Source organism: Streptomyces sp. NBC_00390, assembly GCF_036057275.1.
In the GTDB taxonomy this organism is placed as follows: Bacteria; Actinomycetota; Actinomycetes; order Streptomycetales; family Streptomycetaceae; genus Streptomyces.
The window spans coordinates 7,805,032-7,821,531 of sequence record NZ_CP107945.1; the positions used below are offsets into that span (position 1 = coordinate 7,805,032).

Consider the following 16,500-nt stretch of genomic DNA (forward strand, 5'->3'; position numbering starts at 1 on the left):
ACCCGACCCGAAACCGAAGCCATGTCCATGCGGGGCTGCCTCGACCGCCGTCGCCCCGCGCGTCCCGAGCGCACTCTCCAGGCCCGGTCGGGTGTGCACCAGCAGAACGTCACCCCACCGAGCGAAGATCACCGGCAGTATCCGAAATGTGGATCGGATCCGCATCCAACGGCGGCCGTCAGCAGGGCCGATGGCTGGACAGACGCGCCGTTCGGCCTAGTTCGCGGGGCCTGCGGGTGCGCTGGTGCTGTGGTGTCACACAGCCTGGCCAGGGGAGTCGCGGATGGGCCCTCTCCGGAGGAGGCGGTTGTGTCAGAGGAACGGGCGACGGAACCCCAGGAGACCCGCGAGCTCGACAAGGTGCTGAGCGATCCTGGCTACCTCAAGCTGCTGGCGTTGTCCGCATTGGTCGGTGTCCCGGTTTCCCTGGCTGCTTTCGGGTTCCTCGTGCTGGAGCACGCCGCGCAGCACTGGCTCTGGGACGATTTGCCGCACGCTCTCGGCTACTCCGCGGTTCCATGGTGGTGGCCCCTTCCGTTGCTGACTGTTGCGGGCCTGATCGTGGCCTGGGTCGTCTCCGTGTTCCCGGGGCACGGCGGTCACCTCCCTGTGGATGGGGTGGGCGGGGGCCCGGTCCTTCCGTCCGCGGTGCCCGGTGTGGTGGTGGCCGCGTTGGCGAGCCTGTCGCTGGGCGCGGTACTCGGCCCCGAGGCGCCGCTGATGGCACTGGGCAGCGGGCTGGCGCTGCTCGCCGTTCGGGCGGCCCGCCGCGCGCAGGCGCCACAGCTGACGGCAGTCCTGGGGACGGCCGGGGCGACCGCCGCGATTGCGGCAGTCTTCGGAAACCCGCTGGTGGCCTTCGTGCTCATCATCGAGGCGGCGGGGATCGGCGGCGCCCAACTGATTGCCTTGATCCTGCCGTGCATGCTCGCGAGCGGGGTCGGCGCCCTGGTGTTCACGGGTTTCGGGCGATGGACCGGCCTGGGCACCGGCGCACTCTCCCTTCCGGTACTGCCTCCCAGTGAGGCTCTGAGCCTCGGCGACTTCCTGTGGGGGATCCCACTTGCTGCGGCCATTGCGGTCGGCTCGGTGGTGGCGATGACGTTCGCCAGGAAGACTTCCGAGTGGACGGCGAAGCGTCCGGCGTCGCGGACGGTGGCCTGCGCCGTCGCGGTCGGGGTGTTCGCCGCCGGGTACGGGCTGAGTACTGGCCGCTCGCCGGCGGAGGCGGCGTTGTCGGGCCAGGCGACGCTGGCCGACTTGGCGGCTGCACCACATGCCTGGCCCGTTTCAGCGCTGATTCTGCTGCTGGTGTTCAAGGGGCTGGCTTGGACGTTCTCGTTGGCGGCCCTGCGCGGTGGACCGGTCTTTCCGGCACTGTTGATCGGTGCGGCGGCGGCCGTGCTCTGCTCGCCGTTGCCCGGCTTCGGCTTGGCACCCGGGCTGGCTGTGGGACTGGCAGCAGCCGGCGCGGCGGTACTGCGCCTCCCGATCGCCGGGATGGTCCTGGCGACACTGCTCCTGGGGCCTGATGCAGTGGCGCAGATGCCCGTCCTCGTCGTTGCCTCGGTGGTGTCCTTCGTGTGCGCGGAACTGCTGCGCGGTCGTCGAACCCTGCGAAAGCCCGCGCCGTGAGGGCCGGCCGCTGAGCTCTGTACTACGGTTTCACGGGTCCCCATGGTGTTCCTGCCGGGCTCCCCGGCGCGCGTGCTCATGGCCTTGTCCTTCCCACCCGCAGGGGCTGGAGCCGCCGGGCGGCTCAGTCCTCGTCTGCGCCCCACCGCCGGGGAGGCCAGGGGGCGTCGGCTCCGGATCGCGCGTAGGCGAGGTTCAGTGCGGCCGAGATGACGCCGAGATGGCTGAATCCCTGGGGGAAGTTGCCGAGTTGCTCCCCGGTGTCGGGGTCGATCTCCTCCGCCAGCAGGCCGAGGTCGTTTGCGCAGTCCAGGACGCCGGTGAGGTACTTCTCTGCTTTTTCGGTGCGGCCGGCACGTGCCAGGGCGGCCGCAAGCCACAGGGTGCAGAAGACGAACGAGCCCTCTTCGCCCGACAGGCCGTCCGCCGCAAGGTAGCGGTAGACGTGGCCGTTGCGGGTCAACTCGGCTTCCGTCCGGTCGATCGTGGCAAGGATCCTGGGGTCGTTCGGAGGCAGGAAGCCCCGCAGGCTCACCTGCAGCGAGGATGCGTCGAGTTCGTCGTGGTCGAACGCCTGGAGGAACGCACCGGTCTCGGGGTCAACTCCCTTGGTCTCCAAGGTCGTCCGAATCTCCTGGCGGGCTTGCTCCCAACGCTCCCGCAACCCCGGCTCCTGAGCCAGCTCGGGGGCCATGTCGAGGAGGCGGATGCCGCAGTCGACGGCGGCCCATGCCATCAGTTTGGAGAAGACGAAATGCCGCCGCCCGCCGCGGATCTCCCAGATGCCCTCGTCGGGCTCTTGCCAGCGCTTGATGTTGAGGTCAACCACATCGCGCAGGAACCGCGCGCCGTGCGGGGCGATGATCTGCTGGCCGCGCAGCTTCAGGATGAGCATCGTCGCTTCCAGCAGTTCGCCGTACGTGTCCAGCTGGAACTGGTCCCACGCGCCGTTTCCCACCCGGACCGGGCGAGAGGCACGGTAGCCCTCCAGATGGTCCAGATCGACCTCGTGCAGCAGCCGTTCACCGCCGATGCCGTACATGATCTGCAGGTCCTCGGCCCGGCCCGCGGTCGTGCGCAGCAGCCAGTCACCGAACCGCTCCGCTTCCTCCAGATACCCGAGGGCGCCCAGAGCGCCCAGCATGGCCGCGGAGTCGCGCAGCCAGGTGTAGCGGTAGTCCCAGTTGCGCTCTCCACTGATCTCCTCGGGGAGCGAGGTGGTGGGGGCCGCGGCCAGAGCGCCGGTGTCGTCGTAGATGAGTCCCTTGAGCACGAGCGCGCTACGCACCACGGCGTCACGGTGGGGGCCCTGGTAGGTGCATCGCGCGGCCCAGTTGGTCCAGAACGCCACGGTTTCCGCCAGCCTGCCGTGCAGGTCGACAGGGGAGTGACGCTCGATGGTCAGTGCCCCGGCCTGCGCGTAGGTGAGAGCCACATGGGCAACCTGCCCCTCTGTCAGGGACGTCCGCGCGGTGCAGTTGCCGAGGTCGTCGACCTCGAGCGGTGCCAGCCCGCTCTGCAGAAGCAGGGAGTCCGGGCCGCCGGTGACCACGACCAGGTCCTCGTCGGTGAGTTCCATGTACGGGACGGTCATCCCGTACTCGAACCTGGGGGCGAACTCCAGCTCCATCTCGACTGTGCCCGACTCGCTGCGCACGGTGCGCAGCAGCAGTCCGTCCGGGGGCCGCCGTTCTACCCGGCCGGGGTGGGTGAGGTCCTCGCGCACCGGCAGGCAGTCCGTCACCGTGACGGATCCAGTGTCCGTGTCGAAGCGGGTCTCCAGCACGTTCGTGTCCGGCAGGTAGCGACGGGTTGTGGTGAACTGTCCCACCGGGGCGATGCGGAAGTAGCCCCCACGGTCCCGGTCCAGTATGCGGGCGAAGACCGATCGCCCGTCGAAGCGGTGAAAGCAGGCCCATTCCACCGACGCGTCCCGGCTCACCAGCGCCACGGAGTGGCAGTCGCTGAGGAAGGCGTAGTCGGATATCGGCGGATAGTCGGTCTCGGCCATGTCGTTCAACTCCCTCAGGACGTGAAGTCCACCATCACCGTGATGCCGGTCTGGTCCGGGTCTCGTGCCTGCTCGATGTCGCGGGGGGCGATTCGCCGTGTCACAAGTCCCTCCAGCCGGCCCCGGTCGGCTCGGGCGAACTCCCTGGCGGCCGGGTAGTAGTGCCGGCGGTCGGCGTTGACGGAGCCGAAGACCGCGAGGTTCCGCAGAACGGCCGACGTGGCGAGCCCGATCTCGATGCGGCCTGCGGCCTGCGGGCCCGGCCCGTCAGCGAGCCGACGCTGGTACCGTCACCGCACGCATGACCGCCTCGATTCTGCGTGTCAGCTGCCGACCGACGTGACGGCCCGGCGCCCCTTGGGCCGGCTGTCTTGGTCACAACCACCTCGGCCTTCGCCTGCTGGTACTCCTCCTCACCAATGTCCCTCTGCCTCCTGACATCGGCGAGTCTTACGAGGTTCCCGACCGGTGCCGGAGAAGTCCTTTCGGCGGCTCAGCGCCGTCGCGAAGGGCTCCCCACGTGACACCGGCAGCTCGCCGCCCCAGGGCGGCACCACCGGCATCCTCACAGTCAGCCACTGATGTCAGTCGGTGAACAACTTCGGACACGGGTCAGCAGTCACCGTGCATCCGGTGTCCCGGTGTCCCGGTGTCCCGGTGTCCCGGTGTCCCGGCGTCCTGGCCTGCGACTGCTGTGCGGTCCGGTTGCAGCCTGCCCTCCTCGACTGCCGACACCAGGAGCCGGGCAGCCACGCCGATCAGCCTGGACGGCGACTCTCCGGTACAACTCCCGGCGGTCGGCTTGCCGGCCTTCAGGTCGCCGAAGGTGGGCTCGAGGTAGCTGCGGACGATGCCCTCGGCCCGCTCCCGCGAAGTCTCGTCCAGCTCGGCGACGCCGAGATCTCGAAGGGCCCGGGTGGCGTCCACCTGTGTTGGCTGCGTGATCAACTTCTCGTCGTCGTGTTCCGGAGTGCGGCACGGTAGCGGGCCGGTGTCGTGCCGAACCAGCGCCGGAACGAGCGGTTGAGGGAAGCCTGTTCGGCGTAGCCGAGCAGGCTTGCGATCTGGCTCAACTGCAGCATCGGGTCGGCGAGGTAGTGCGCTGCGAGGTCGCGGCGTTCGCGGTCGAGGATGTCCTGGAACTGGATCCCCTCGGCGACGAGCCGTCTTTGCAGCGTCCGGGGGTGCATGCCGACCTCGTCGGCGATGGTGCCGGCGGTGCAGTGACCGGTCGGGAGCAGCCGTCGGGTCAGCTCGGCGACACGGTCGGCCAGCGACGTGCTGCTCGGGAGGGTCTGTGTCTCGAGGTACTTGGTGGCGATGCGGCGGGTCTCGGGGTCCGCGTTGTCGATCAGCCCTCCGGCTGTGTCGGCGGGCAGGTCGAAGCCGCACCATGCCTGTTCGAAGACCACGGGACACCCCAGGGCCTCGGCGTAGGAGGTGTCCGGCCCTAGCTGGTCGTGCAGGAACGACGCGCGGGTCGGCCGGGCTTCCGGACCTCCGAGGAGTCGGATGATCCGAGCACCGTTGGCCAAGCTCAGCTCATAGCCCTGTCGCAGCCGAGCCAGGGGTAGCTCGGACACTCGGTAGTCGAATCTGACGGTCTTGTCAGTGATCGGCGCCACCTCCAGGTGAAGCGCCGGGGAGTGGACGTAGAAGTACCGCGCGATCGCTTCGAAACCCTCCTGCAACGTCTGTGAGTTGCGGGCGATCACGGCGATGGGCCCGAGGATCGCAAGCCCCTGCCAACGGGAGAGACGCAGTCCGAAGTCGGAGCAGTCGAGCTCCTCGGCGCTGGCCTCCAGCATCTGAAGGAAGGAGTCGAGACGGACGAAGGAGTCGTCCTGCTGGTCGACGCCGCCCGGGATCTCGAAACGGGCCAGCATCGACTTCGGGTCGCCACCCAGTTCGCGCACCAGGTCGACGTACCCCCACAAGGTGGTGGCCCGGATCAGGCTGCCCATCCGCTCCTCGCACGTGTCGGGAAATGACAAAAGTGTGTCGCACATTGTCAATACCCCGGTTCCCTCCGGAATGGATGCTCTGGCAAGCAGCAACCAAGGAGCGCGAGAAGCCATGAGTGACACCCATTTCGACGCCCTGATCGTCGGCGCTGGGCTCTCGGGCATCGGCACCGCCTGCCAGATCACCGGTGAGTTCCCCGCTGAGGGTCGCCGGCCTGTCACCGCCCTGTACGAGGCGACTGGTGAGCAGCGCACCCACACCTGCGGCTTCCTCATCAACTGCACCGGCTACTACAACTACAACCCCGGGTTACCTCCCCGAGTTCTGGGCGTGGACCGCTTCGGCGGTCAGTGCGTCCACCCGCAGCACTGGCCCGAGGACCTCGACTAGACGGCAAGAAGGTCGTGGTCATCGACAGCGGCGCCACCGCGGTCACCGTGGTGCCTTCGATGGCAGGCCGAGCCGAGCACGTGGCGACCGGTTCCTGCCCACGTCGTGGGTGTTCTGGCTCGCCCGCCGGCGCAACATCGGGATCCAGCCTGGGCTCTACCTGGCCTGCAAGCGGTGGCCGAAGTACCCGACCCTCGCTGGGCCGCCCAACAACGTACGGAGCTGCCATGACTTACCCGCACGCCCACCCGCACGCCTCCCGCCTTCATCATCGTCCGCAGCCTCACCGCCCGGGTGTGTCCTTCGCCCTGGTCAACGGATCGGCCTTCGCCGTGCACGTGCTGCTCGCCTGCTCCGCAGCCGGGTTGATGGCCACCCGTGTCTGGGGAGAGATCAGCTTCGGCGTGCTGGCCCTGCTCTTCCAGGGCTTCCTGCTGGTGTGGACGGCGGCGCGGTTCGACCGCCGCGCGGACGGACGCCCGGCTCCTCAGGAGGACGGGGAGGAGAACAGATGAGTCAGCGGATCCTGCTCGCCGCGCCCGGCGCCCTGGACAGCGACACGCAGGCCTTCGTCCTGGTGGCCTTTCTGACGCTCATCGTCCCCATCCTGTTCATCTGCGTCCTGAGCGGCCCCGGGAGGGACCGGGTCAACGACTTCTACGCAGCGGGCCGCAGGCTCAAGCCCCTGCGCGGGGCCCTCGTCCTGTCCGGCGTCTGCCTGCCCACGGGCGCGGTGCTCGGCAACACGGGAATTGTCGCGGTCTTCGGCTACGACGGTCTGTTCATGGCCTTGTGCACCGTGCTGTCACTCGGCGTGCTCCTCCTGCTGGCGCGCCCCCTGCGCGAGCACGCCGGTTACACCCTGGGCGACACGTTCGCCTTACGGGCTCCAGGGCCGGGGGCGAGGATCGCGACCGCCGTCGTGACCTTGAGCGTGTGCGTCCCCTTTCTGGTCGTGCAACTCTCCGGCGCGGGCGTGACCACCACGGCGCTGCTGGGAATGACCGGGTCCGGCGCCGAGAAGACAGCCATCGTCATGATCGGCGCACTGGTCGTCTGCGCCACGGTGTTCGGCGGCATGCGCGGCATGATCGTGATCCAGGTGATCAAAATGGTGGTGCTGCTCGGCGCGGCCCTGGCGGTGGCAGCGGTGCTGCTCCATCGTTTCCACTGGAGCGCCGATGCCCTGATCGACGCCGCCGCACAGGGCAGCGGCCGGCCCGCCGGCTATATGAGTCCCGGCCTCTACGCCGACAGCAGCGAATGGGAGGGCACGCTCGACTTCATCGGCGTGGTGATCACCATCGTGCTGGGAGTGGCGTGCCTGCCACCCGTCGCCATGCAATTGAGCACCGCACCCGACGTCGCCACCGCGCGCCGTACGGTGCGCCACACCATCACCATCGTCGGCGCGTTCTGCCTGACGACGGCTCTGATGGGCCTCGCGGGCGCCGCGTTGATCGGCGCACAGGCGATCGTGGCCGCCGATCCTGCCGGCAACAGCGCCCTGCTGCTGCTCACCGGCGAACTGGCGGGCGGCTCGTCCACCGACGCGAAGGGGGCACTCTTCGTCGTCCTGGTTTCCTCCGCGGTGTTCCTCACCACGCTGACCGCCGTGGCGAGCATCACCCTGGCCGCCGCGGGATCGATCGCCCACGACCTGTACACGAAGGTGCTGCGCCGTGGGCGCACGACCGAGGGCCGGGAGGTGGCCGCCGCCCGCATGGCGTCCGCCGGGGTCGGAATCCTGAGCATCGTGCTGGCGGTCTGGGTGCAGGGATGGAACATCCTGTTCCTGACGCAGACGGGCCTTGCGGTGGCGGCCTCCTGCCTGCTTCCGGCGGTGGTGTACTCCCTCTTCTGGAGCGGCTACACCCGGGCCGGGCTCCTCTGGACGCTGTACGGGGGCCTGGTCTGCAGCGTCGGACTGCAGATCATCAGCCCCGTCTTCTCCGGCACCCCCTTGGCGCTCTTCCCGGAGTGGCACATCGACTGGTTCCCGCTGCAGACGGTCGTCCTCGTGTCGATTCCCGCCGGCTTCCTGTTCGGCTGGCTGGGCAGCGTCGTGGGAAGGCAAGGAAGGAAGGGCAAGGAGGTCCGGGACAGCCGAGCAGCCAATGGGAGCCTCAGGACACATCTGGGCGCCGTGCCCACTGAGAGGCCCCGAACCGGATAGGGGGCAGCGCCAGTGTGTCCGGCAGGCTGAATGAGTGCAGATCCCGGAGGACCGCGCCCAGCTCGCCGTACGTCGCCTTCCGGTCGCACTCCTTGATCAGATGCCAGAACGTCACCGGGTGACCGCCGACGACCAAGAGTTGTTCCGGGTCGTCGACCACGCGAGTCACAGGGAAGCCCTCAGCCGAGAGCCAGCGTGATACCCGTACCTCACGCCGCGACGACTCCAGGTATTCCGTCGACCGCGCGATGCGCACCACCACCGGATGTGCCGCGAGACGGAACAGGGCGTTCTCGCCCAGGCGGATCAGAGAAGCGCCGTCACCGTCGAGGCCAGCCTGTCGGCACGATGCGGTCAGAACCTTCGCAGCGCCGGCCGACGTGCCCCCCGCGCGTACCTCGATCAGCACCAGACGGCAGGCCTGCACCCACTCCCTCCTGTTACCGCCAACCCGGTATCCGGACCCTCGAGGCAGCCAGCGCCGACAGCAGACGTCAGAGCGACGGTACCCAGAGATGTCGGAGACAGGCGGGACCGGGGCGTGACGATCTGCCGTCCCCGGAGAGAACGATCACTGAGCAGCCGGTCGACCTGCTGGTACGCGGTCGACGAAAAGGACTACTAGCACCAATGCCGTGTAGTTAGCGTTGAGCGTCCGACGTCAAGGGGTGCGGGTGGTCAGAATGTCGATGCTGATGGTGGCCTTGTAGCTGGTTCTGTCGACGGTGCCTCTGGCGTTGTACTTCGAGATGGCGCGTTTGACGACGCGTGGCCGGGTGCGGATGCGCCGGTCAGGCATGAGGCCGGCCAGGACCCGGCGGCCAATGGTGCCGACGAGATCGACGGCCGTGCCGTTGAAGACGCCCGCGGCCTGGACGAGCAGGTCGCGGGCGGTGTTCAGCGCGATGGAGAAACTGGCCCGGTCGGGGTCGGTGTCCGGGCGGATGCCGGTGGCATCCGCCATGGCCAGTCGCAGGACCTGGTAGGTGACCAGCAGAGCGAAGACTTCCTGGGCAACGCCGGCAGGAGTCCGGGCATGAAGGACCCGTCCGCCCAGAATGGTGGACTTGATCTCCAGGTAGGAGGTCTCGACCTCCCAGCGTTCGTGGTAAAGCCTGATCAGCTCGGCGGCGGGGTGCGCGTGGGGGTCGGTCAGGGTCGTGACGAGGCGGTAGGCGCAGGTGCGGCGCCCCTGGGAAGTGTTGAGGGTGATCTCGCAGTCGATGACCCGGACCGGAACGGCTCCGAGCCTGGACAGGTAGGAACCGTCGGGGAAACGTCCCAGGACCGGCAGCCTGCGGTGCTCCTTCACACGGACCAGGACATGCGCGCCCGTGCCGGTGATCGTCTCGACCAGTGCCTGGACGGCGAAGTTCCGGTCCAGCAGGACGATCATGCCCTCGCGCAGGCTGCGGACCAGGCTCGGGGCATAGAACGTCTCCCCGTTCGCGGTCGGCCCGAACACCGCGTCCAGAACGGTACGGGTGCCGCAGGACACCAGAACCAGCAGACGGAGCGAGGGATACCCCGCCCCGCCGTTGTTGCAGCGATGCCTGACGAACTCGCCCTGGTTCGCCGGACTGTCGGGCACCGCCACCAGCGTGCCGTCGACAGCGCAAACGAGAAGACCCCGCCACCGTGCCCCCACGGTGCGGACCCCGGCGGCCGGCCCGCGCAGCAGGTCGAACAAGCGGCGCAGCGGCACAGCCCCGACCCGCCTGCGGGCCTGAGCCATAGCACCGGCGCTCCGCCTATCAGTGGTCCGCGCCGTTGATCCGACGATGAGAGACGTGTTCCCGTGCCGTGCGCCAACGTGACCGTGTCTGCTCGACCACGCTGTCCCACTGCTGGCGGACCTCATGGTCGGAAGGGCGCCGGCCCTGACTGATCCGACTGAGCTCGTCTTGTACTTCTCGTCCGAGTGCAGCCGATGCGACGAGGACGAGCATGGCTGCGAAGAGGGCCGAGATCATCGCGAAGACGGCACCGACCACCCCGTAGCGGGAGACAGAGGCGTTGAAGAGACGCGGCAGGTAGAGGGTTGCGCCAACGGAATAGACCGCTGTCAGAACGGCTGCGGTGACGCCGAAGGGGATCAGGTAGGGCCAGGTGATCCGCTTCGCTGACAGGATCCAGCCGCTCCAGACAAGGAAAACGGCGGTAACCGATGCCTCACCGGCCGCGGTCACCAGACCTCGTCCGCTCCCGCCGACGACTGCGGAGAGCCACCCGATGACCACTGCGTAGCCACCAAGAGTGAGGATCCACCACAGGCCGTTTCGTGTGTTGCGCACGCTGAGGGGCTTGAGTTCCCATGTCTGTTCGAAGAGCCGCTGCGACGCTCGCGCGAAGCTCAGCACCGAGATCGTCAGGAGCACCACCCCGAAGATGCCCACGCTCACGTTTGTGCTCTCGACAGGGGAGAAGAGGGAGTTGACTGCCTCGGCGCCCGCTCCGGTGAGGCTGTAGCGCTGGATGATCCGCTCCGCGGAGTCGTAGCGGACGAAGTCGCTCAGGACGGCGCTGCAGAGGATTGTGAGCGGAACCAGCGCGGTGAGAGCGCTGGACGCCAGGGCCATCGAGCGGTCGAAACCAGCGATCTTCTGAAACCGGTTGATGACTCTCAACGCAAAGGCGGGACGCAGCCAGAACGTCAGCGTTCTGACGAGACGCTCGCGATTGATCCTCGCCGTCCTGCCCTCCGTGGAGATCGGAACCTTGTGTGGCGCCACGAGCTTAACGGACGGTCATGGAGTCGATGGCGGACGACACGGATGATTCACTCAAAGGGCTGTGAGCGAGGGGGCCTTGACCCCAGATCTTGAACACGTCTTTGCGGCTCGGGCCAGGGTAGTTGATGTTGTTTGGAAGGTGTTCTCGTAAGCGATCGGTGATCGCTGTCCGAGGCGGGAGTGCCGACGTCGGGCGTTGTATCTGGTCAGCCAGCGGAAGGCGTCAGGTCGGGCCGCGCGCTCGCTCGACCAGCCCTTTCGGCCTTTCAACGTCTCTCTTTTGAAACTGGCGTTGAACGATTCGGCGGCGGCGTTGTCCGCGCTGGACCCGACCGCGCTCATACTCTGCCGCACCCCTGCTGACCTGCAGACTTCGGTGAAGATTCGACTCGTATATTGAGAGCCGTGATCGGTGTGCATCACCGCCCCGGCCACGCTTCCGCGGGTCCGCTCGGCGGCCTGGAGGGCATCGATGACGAGCTCGGTGCGCATGTGATCGGCGATCGCCCACCCGGCCAGACGGCGTGAACACAGGTCGATCACGGTCGCGAGATGGAGCGGCTTCGCGCCGCTGACCGGCAAGTACGTGATGTCGCCGACGTACTTCGCGTTCACCGCGGTGGCGGTGAAGTCGCGGCCGATCAGGTCCGGCGCCTTCGCCGCGGCCGGGTCCGCGACGGTGGTGCGGTGCCGGCGCCGCAGGCGGACGCCTTCAAGGCCGATGCTCCGCATGATCCTCGCGACACGCTTGTGATTGACCACCAGGCCGCCGTCCTCGCGGAGCTCCGCGGTGATCCTCGGAGCACCGTAGGTGCCGTCGGAGTCCTGGTGAACCTTGCGTATCCGGGCCGCGAGTTCGGCCTCGGCGGCCTGCCGGGCCGTCCGTGCGACCGAGCTGCGGCGCCAGTAGTAGAAGCTCGAGCGGGCGATCCCCAGCAACGAGCACAACCGCGTGACGCCGAACCGGCGCTGGTGATCGTCAACGAACTGGCAGCGGTTCACCAGCGCGTCTCCCCTGCGAAATACCGGGCCGCCTTGCGGAGAATGTCCCGCTCCTCCTCCAGCTCACGGATCCTCTTGCGTGCGGCGGCCAGCTCCGCCTGAACCGCGTCACCTCCAGGTTGCGGCGCCGCCGCAGTTGCGGAGTGGGCACCGGAGCAGCGTCCATCGGCGGCCCGGATCCAGTAGCGCAGCGTCTCGGTGTTCACTCCGAGGTCGGCGGCGACCGACTTGATCGTCGCTCCTGGACGGGACCGGTACAACGCGACTGCGTCCGCCTTGAACTCGGCGGGGTAGTGCTTCATCCCCACAGGGACTCCGTTCTCCTGGACCATCAAGATCCAAGTCTCTCCGGTGTCCAGAATCCGGGGTCAGGGCCCCATGCAGCTCGCCCTTCCAGCCTTCAGCCTCCAGCCAGGTATTCCGACCAGGTAGGGCCCAGTTGGCCCACCCACCTCGGGGCCATTCGGCCCCAGCGCGCCACAGGCATGAGAGGGATCATGCAAGTAGGACAAGAGCTCTTGCGGGTGCGGGGCCTTCCACATTCGCACCCCGACCGCTGAAACAGCCGAAGCAGGTGAGTGGCGATGATGTTCTGGTACGACCACAACGTCAGCGGGTGGGGCTGGTTCGCGATGTCAGCCAGCATGATCCTTTTCTGGGCGCTGATCATCACTGCGGCTGTCTTGCTCTTCCGCGCGCTGAACCGCCCTCACGAGCACACCCACGCCCCCGCAGTGCCCACACCCGAGCAGATTCTCGGCGACCGGTTCGCCCGCGGGGAGATCGACGAGGAGGAGTACCGGCGTCGCCTGGACGCCCTGCACACCGGCCCTCCAAGGCCTTGATTCGGGCCGCATGGGTTGCCCCTGTACTTCGGTGCAGGAGACCAGACCCGTCGAGGCGGTGGCGTCCGGCGGGACCTCGGCAGTCCGGCCGCACGACGAGCATTGAGCTTGCTGCACGCACGGTCAGCCCGGAAGCAGCGCCCTGGGTCGCGGACCGGGATCGACGTACGACGGGCGGACCGGGATCGACGTACGACGGATCGGCCCCCAGCACCCCACGCGTAGCCGAGGTCACAGCCGCAGCAACGTGCCGAAGTGCGCAGCATTCACCAGGGCCATCCGTACGTCGAGTCCTCGGACGGAATCACAACGTCGTCGAGCCGGTACGAGAGGCGGTCCACCACGCTCACCACGCCGTCCACCTGCTGGGTGAGTCGTAGCATCACGTCGATCTGGCTGCGTCGCTCGAGCTGCCCTTCCAACGTGACCACTCCGTCGACGACGTGCACATCGACGACATCCGGAGTCAGCCGGAGCGTGTTCAGCAGAACGTCCTCGATCACATGGCGGCGGATCTCGGGGTCGGGGCGCAGGAACACCTGGAGCAGATCGCGACGGGTGACGATGCCGACCAAGCGGTCCTCCGCATCGACCACAGGCAGTCGTTCGACGCTGTGGCGAAGCATCGTCCGCGCCGCCTTGGCGATCTTGTCGTCGGCGTGGACGGTGACGGCGGGGGTGGACATCAGCTGCTCGGCAGTGAGGCCGGTCTGCTTGTCCGTGGCTCGACCCGCCGTCCTGGCGTGCTGGGGTTCCTGGGCTGTCCTGTCGGCGGCTGATTCCGAGGCCTGCCGTACGAGAAGGTCGCTCTGGGAGATGACCCCGAGTACCCGGTTGTCGTCGTCGACAACCGGAAGCCCGCTGACGTTGTGCTCGGCGAGCAACTTGGCGAGCTCCTTGAACGGAGTGAGCGGCGTGACCGAGACGACCTCGCCGACCATCACGCCACCTACCGTCATGGTCCTCATATCGGTACCTCCTGCCGGAACCGCAACCAGGTTCTTCCCGTCCCGAGGGCCCGCCGCGTCGCCGCTCGCCCCGAGCCATGTCCACGACTCCATCTAAGTCCACGATCTGCCTGCGGGTGTGCTCGAAGCGAGGGCCGAACGGCCCTCGCTTCGAGCACCGGCAAGCGTGCGTCCCAGGCGGTCAGGGGTCTGAGGAACGTCCACGGCCGAATGCAGAGCCAGGCGCGAAAGCGTCCCGTGGGGGGTGTGACCCGGATACGCGCCAAAGGGGCTTTGGGATGATCTTGAAGCTCTGAAGGGGCGGAGAGGTGCCGTACGCGGTGCGGGGAGGGTTCTCCGGCTTCGCCGTACGAGGGGTGGGCGGCGTCGATGGCCTGCCGGGATGGGCGAGTAGATGGGGGCGAGGCTCCGGCCACGGTCGAGCAGGTTGCCGCGGCGATGGCCGCGTTGGGGCTTCACGGCGGGGAGAACACCCCGGAGGAGCACGCGCCGTCGGCCTGGTTGTCCTTGGCGAGGATGTGGTGGACGGTGGCGACCGAGGGCGCTGGCCCTTGTTCTTGCCCGAGGGTATGACGAGCTTGCGCGCGATCTCGCGGACGGGGACACCTTTGGGCCGCAGGCTGCGGGCGTACGCGGCCATGTCGTCGATGAACCCTGAGCTGCCCGCCGTGCGCCTGCGGGCGGATGCCAGTCCTCCCCGGCTGCCCGTCGCGTGAGCCAGAGCTAGGCTGGCGCTGAGACGAAGGAACTGCCCGAGGGGCGTGATCGCGTTGATGGGCGGTCAGGCGATCGGCTGGATGTGGGTGTGGTCGGCACTGGTCGTGGTTGGTCTGCTGATCATCGGCTACGCCACGATGAACCTGGTGCGTGGCGGCCGGAAGTCTTCCCAGATCGGGGCCGGGGCCGGGTCGGCGGCCCGGCGGATCCGCGATGAGCGCTATGCACGCGGGGAGCTCAACGAGCAGGAGTGCCGGCAGCGCAGGAGCATGCTGCCATGAGCGGGGAACCGATCAGCCGCCGCCGGGCGCTGGGCCTGCTCGGGTTGGGTACGGCCGGCGCGGCGGGCTGGGCCACCGGCCTTGGCGCCCCGCCCAACAGCCGGCTTCAGCCGGCCGTCCAGGGCCAGGAGCTGGCCGAGCCGCAGGTTCTCGCCAGCCGCGACGGGCTGCTGAACGTGCGGCTTGTCGCCGCCCCGGGTGTGCGGCTGGCAGGGCGGGACACCACGGGGTGGGGGTTCAACGGCACCTCGCCGGGACCGACGTTGCGGGTGCGGCCCGGGGATCTGATGCAGCTGCGGCTGGTCAACCACATCGACCAGCCGACCAACCTGCACACCCACGGCCTGCACGTATCCCCGTCAGGCAACAGCGACAACCCGTTCATCACCATCGAGCCCGGTGACAGCTACGACTACGCCATACGGATTCCCGCCCGGCATCCGGCGGGCACGTTCTGGTACCACCCGCACCACCACGGCACCGTCGCGGATCAAATCTTCGCCGGCCTGGTCGGGGCGCTGCTGGTCGAGGGTGTCGGGGGTGAGGCGGACGTGCCGGTCAGCGGCGACCGGCTGCTGCTGGTCACCGACACCACCCTGGACGGGGCCGGCCGGGTCGCCTCGCCGACCACGATGGCCAGGATGACGGGCCGCGAGGGCGAGCTGGTGTTGGTCAACGGCCAGCACCAGCCCGTCATCACCGTCGCAGCCGGGTCAGTGCAGCGGTGGCGGGTCATCAACGGCTGCGTCTCCCGAGTCCTGCCGCTACGGCTGGAAGGCCACCGGCTCACCCAGGTCGCCCTGGACGGGGTGTTCCTGCCCGCACCGGTCGACCGGGACCAGGTGGTGCTCGCCCCCGGCAACCGCGCCGACCTGCTCGTGCGCCCCACCGGCAGCGGCCGGTACGCCTTGGTCAGCGACCCCTACGACCGGGGCGGTCTCGGCATGATGGACGGTGGCCCGTCCGCTGGTGGTCCGGTCACCCTGGTCACCCTGGCCGCCGGCCCGGCCACAACGCCGCGATCGGTACCCGCGACGCTGCCGGCCCCGGCCGTCCCGCAAGGCCCGGTGACCGGGCAACGCCGACTCACCTTCGCCATGGGCATGGCCCGGAGGGGCATGGGTGGGATGAGTTTCACCATCGACGGGCGTACCTACGACCCGAACCGTGACGACCAGAGCGTCGCCTTTGGCACCGCCGAGGAGTGGACCGTGGTCAACACCAGCCCCATGGATCACCCGTTCCACCTGCACGCCTGGCCCTTCCACGTGCTGGCGGGCAGCGCCGGTATGCCGCCAGCCGGCGTGTTGCAGGACGTCGTGCTCGTCCCCGCGCGGGGGTGGGTGCGTCTTCGGATCCCGTTCAGCGACTTCCCCGGCCGCACCGTATTTCACTGCCACATCCTCGACCACGAGGACCTGGGCATGATGGCCACCGTGAACGTACGCGGCTAGGCCGTTCCGTTCGGATCACCGGGCGGTCAAGGGGTGCGAAACTGGCAGCCAAAAGAGGCCATGGGGTGATCTTGAAGCCCTGACGTCGCCGTTTCGGTTGGGGCTGGTCGGGATGCTGGCCGACACGCGAAAGTGCCTTGAGCTGGGACGATGAACCCCGTGCGGGGCAACCCGGTCGAGGTTCTGCTGAACGCGATCACCGCCGGATCTCCGGAGTGGTCCGGCCCGCCCCTCACCCGGGCTGCGGCCGCGCGTCCTGTTCCCGCCTTGTGGCCTGCCGGTGAGGCGACTCGATCAACACAAGAACGAGGCCCTTGGTCGGAA

The 16,500-nt window shown here is 68.4% G+C and carries 17 protein-coding genes; 8 read left to right on the forward strand and 9 right to left on the reverse strand.

The annotated features are described in order from the left end of the window. Positions 1 to 93: 93 nt before the first annotated feature. Entirely contained in the window at positions 94 to 1,635 is a 1,542-nt protein-coding gene (locus tag OHS70_RS34700; protein WP_328404175.1) for a chloride channel protein, read from the forward strand. Between the two features lie 124 nt (positions 1,636 to 1,759). On the opposite strand, the gene OHS70_RS34705 is transcribed toward OHS70_RS34700, so the two are convergent. The 4 genes from OHS70_RS34705 to OHS70_RS34720 form a co-directional block, all read right to left on the reverse strand. Continuing rightward, on the reverse strand, positions 1,760 to 3,646 hold the full coding sequence (locus tag OHS70_RS34705; protein WP_328404177.1) for a glycoside hydrolase family 15 protein: 1,887 nt from the start codon (positions 3,644 to 3,646) through the stop codon (positions 1,760 to 1,762). A gap of 14 nt (positions 3,647 to 3,660) precedes the next feature. Next, positions 3,661 to 3,885: a hypothetical protein gene (locus tag OHS70_RS34710; protein ID WP_328406118.1), complete on the reverse strand. Its 225-nt coding sequence runs from the start codon at positions 3,883 to 3,885 to the stop codon at positions 3,661 to 3,663. Between the two features lie 373 nt (positions 3,886 to 4,258). Continuing rightward, the gene (locus tag OHS70_RS34715; RefSeq protein WP_328404179.1) at positions 4,259 to 4,573 is read right to left on the reverse strand and encodes a hypothetical protein; all 315 of its coding nucleotides are present in this window, start codon (positions 4,571 to 4,573) and stop codon (positions 4,259 to 4,261) included. A 17-nt stretch (positions 4,574 to 4,590) separates the two neighbouring features. Next, positions 4,591 to 5,610, reverse strand: a complete 1,020-nt coding sequence (locus tag OHS70_RS34720) for an AraC family transcriptional regulator (RefSeq protein ID WP_328404181.1) — start codon at positions 5,608 to 5,610, stop codon at positions 4,591 to 4,593. Between the two features lie 112 nt (positions 5,611 to 5,722). On the opposite strand from OHS70_RS34720, the gene OHS70_RS34725 reads away from it, so the two are divergent. The 3 genes from OHS70_RS34725 to OHS70_RS34735 all read left to right on the forward strand — a co-directional run bounded on the left by OHS70_RS34725 (position 5,723) and on the right by OHS70_RS34735 (position 8,177). Next, a complete protein-coding gene (locus OHS70_RS34725; protein WP_328404183.1) occupies positions 5,723 to 6,001 on the forward strand; it encodes a hypothetical protein in 279 nt (92 codons plus the stop codon). A gap of 227 nt (positions 6,002 to 6,228) precedes the next feature. After that, positions 6,229 to 6,516, forward strand: coding sequence for a hypothetical protein (locus OHS70_RS34730; protein WP_328404185.1), 288 nt, complete (start codon positions 6,229 to 6,231; stop codon positions 6,514 to 6,516). Next, positions 6,513 to 8,177: a sodium/solute symporter gene (locus OHS70_RS34735; protein WP_328404187.1), complete on the forward strand. Its 1,665-nt coding sequence runs from the start codon at positions 6,513 to 6,515 to the stop codon at positions 8,175 to 8,177. Before OHS70_RS34730 ends, OHS70_RS34735 begins: the two co-directional genes overlap by 4 nt. Here the strand turns inward: OHS70_RS34735 and OHS70_RS34740 are convergent. The 4 genes from OHS70_RS34740 to OHS70_RS34755 all read right to left on the reverse strand — a co-directional run bounded on the left by OHS70_RS34740 (position 8,128) and on the right by OHS70_RS34755 (position 12,219). Beyond that, positions 8,128 to 8,604 (reverse strand): phosphotransferase, encoded by a 477-nt coding sequence (locus OHS70_RS34740; protein WP_328404189.1) that lies wholly within the window; start codon positions 8,602 to 8,604, stop codon positions 8,128 to 8,130. The two genes, OHS70_RS34735 and OHS70_RS34740, sit on opposite strands and share 50 nt — an antisense overlap. 234 nt (positions 8,605 to 8,838) lie before the next feature. Further along, positions 8,839 to 9,912: an IS4 family transposase gene (locus OHS70_RS34745; protein WP_328404191.1), complete on the reverse strand. Its 1,074-nt coding sequence runs from the start codon at positions 9,910 to 9,912 to the stop codon at positions 8,839 to 8,841. A 19-nt stretch (positions 9,913 to 9,931) separates the two neighbouring features. Continuing rightward, the gene (locus OHS70_RS34750; protein ID WP_328404193.1) at positions 9,932 to 10,909 is read right to left on the reverse strand and encodes a hypothetical protein; all 978 of its coding nucleotides are present in this window, start codon (positions 10,907 to 10,909) and stop codon (positions 9,932 to 9,934) included. Between the two features lie 51 nt (positions 10,910 to 10,960). Beyond that, positions 10,961 to 12,219 (reverse strand): IS3 family transposase gene (locus OHS70_RS34755; RefSeq protein WP_443062697.1). Its coding sequence is split into 2 segments (ribosomal slippage): positions 10,961 to 11,922 and positions 11,922 to 12,219, totalling 1,260 coding nucleotides; the frame shifts between segments, so codons are not numbered across the junction. Between the two features lie 276 nt (positions 12,220 to 12,495). On the opposite strand from OHS70_RS34755, the gene OHS70_RS34760 reads away from it, so the two are divergent. Next, complete coding sequence (locus OHS70_RS34760; protein WP_328404195.1) at positions 12,496 to 12,756, forward strand: SHOCT domain-containing protein; 261 nt, start codon at positions 12,496 to 12,498, stop codon at positions 12,754 to 12,756. Positions 12,757 to 13,022: 266 nt separating this feature from the next. Here OHS70_RS34760 and OHS70_RS34765 read toward each other — a convergent pair whose 3' ends face one another. Then, positions 13,023 to 13,724 (reverse strand): CBS domain-containing protein, encoded by a 702-nt coding sequence (locus OHS70_RS34765; protein ID WP_328404197.1) that lies wholly within the window; start codon positions 13,722 to 13,724, stop codon positions 13,023 to 13,025. A gap of 569 nt (positions 13,725 to 14,293) precedes the next feature. Between OHS70_RS34765 and OHS70_RS34770 the strand changes: the two genes are divergently transcribed. Genes OHS70_RS34770 through OHS70_RS34780 form a run of 3 tightly spaced genes read left to right on the forward strand, consistent with a single transcriptional unit; the run spans position 14,294 to position 16,176 of the window. Continuing rightward, on the forward strand, positions 14,294 to 14,440 hold the full coding sequence (locus OHS70_RS34770) for a hypothetical protein (RefSeq protein ID WP_328404199.1): 147 nt from the start codon (positions 14,294 to 14,296) through the stop codon (positions 14,438 to 14,440). Positions 14,441 to 14,485: 45 nt separating this feature from the next. Then, positions 14,486 to 14,722 carry a hypothetical protein gene (locus tag OHS70_RS34775; RefSeq protein WP_328404202.1) on the forward strand — a complete coding sequence of 79 codons (237 nt, stop codon included), beginning with the start codon at positions 14,486 to 14,488 and terminating at the stop codon, positions 14,720 to 14,722. Continuing rightward, entirely contained in the window at positions 14,719 to 16,176 is a 1,458-nt protein-coding gene (locus tag OHS70_RS34780) for a multicopper oxidase family protein (protein ID WP_328404204.1), read from the forward strand. Before OHS70_RS34775 ends, OHS70_RS34780 begins: the two co-directional genes overlap by 4 nt. Positions 16,177 to 16,500 lie beyond the last annotated feature (324 nt).

Excerpts from the sequence above, each read along its gene's own strand:
- OHS70_RS34760 (WP_328404195.1), top strand. The coding sequence starts at position 12,496 with ATGATGTTCTGGTACGACCACAACGTCAGCGGGTGGGGCTGGTTCGCG.
- OHS70_RS34730 (WP_328404185.1), top strand. The coding sequence starts at position 6,229 with ATGACTTACCCGCACGCCCACCCGCACGCCTCCCGCCTTCATCATCGT.
- OHS70_RS34765 (WP_328404197.1), bottom strand. The coding sequence starts at position 13,724 with ATGAGGACCATGACGGTAGGTGGCGTGATGGTCGGCGAGGTCGTCTCG.
- OHS70_RS34705 (WP_328404177.1), bottom strand. The coding sequence starts at position 3,646 with ATGGCCGAGACCGACTATCCGCCGATATCCGACTACGCCTTCCTCAGC.
- OHS70_RS34745 (WP_328404191.1), bottom strand. The coding sequence starts at position 9,912 with ATGGCTCAGGCCCGCAGGCGGGTCGGGGCTGTGCCGCTGCGCCGCTTG.
- OHS70_RS34725 (WP_328404183.1), top strand. The coding sequence starts at position 5,723 with ATGAGTGACACCCATTTCGACGCCCTGATCGTCGGCGCTGGGCTCTCG.
- OHS70_RS34735 (WP_328404187.1), top strand. The coding sequence starts at position 6,513 with ATGAGTCAGCGGATCCTGCTCGCCGCGCCCGGCGCCCTGGACAGCGAC.
- OHS70_RS34780 (WP_328404204.1), top strand. The coding sequence starts at position 14,719 with ATGAGCGGGGAACCGATCAGCCGCCGCCGGGCGCTGGGCCTGCTCGGG.
- OHS70_RS34720 (WP_328404181.1), bottom strand. The coding sequence starts at position 5,610 with ATGGGCAGCCTGATCCGGGCCACCACCTTGTGGGGGTACGTCGACCTG.
- OHS70_RS34770 (WP_328404199.1), top strand. The coding sequence starts at position 14,294 with ATGACGAGCTTGCGCGCGATCTCGCGGACGGGGACACCTTTGGGCCGC.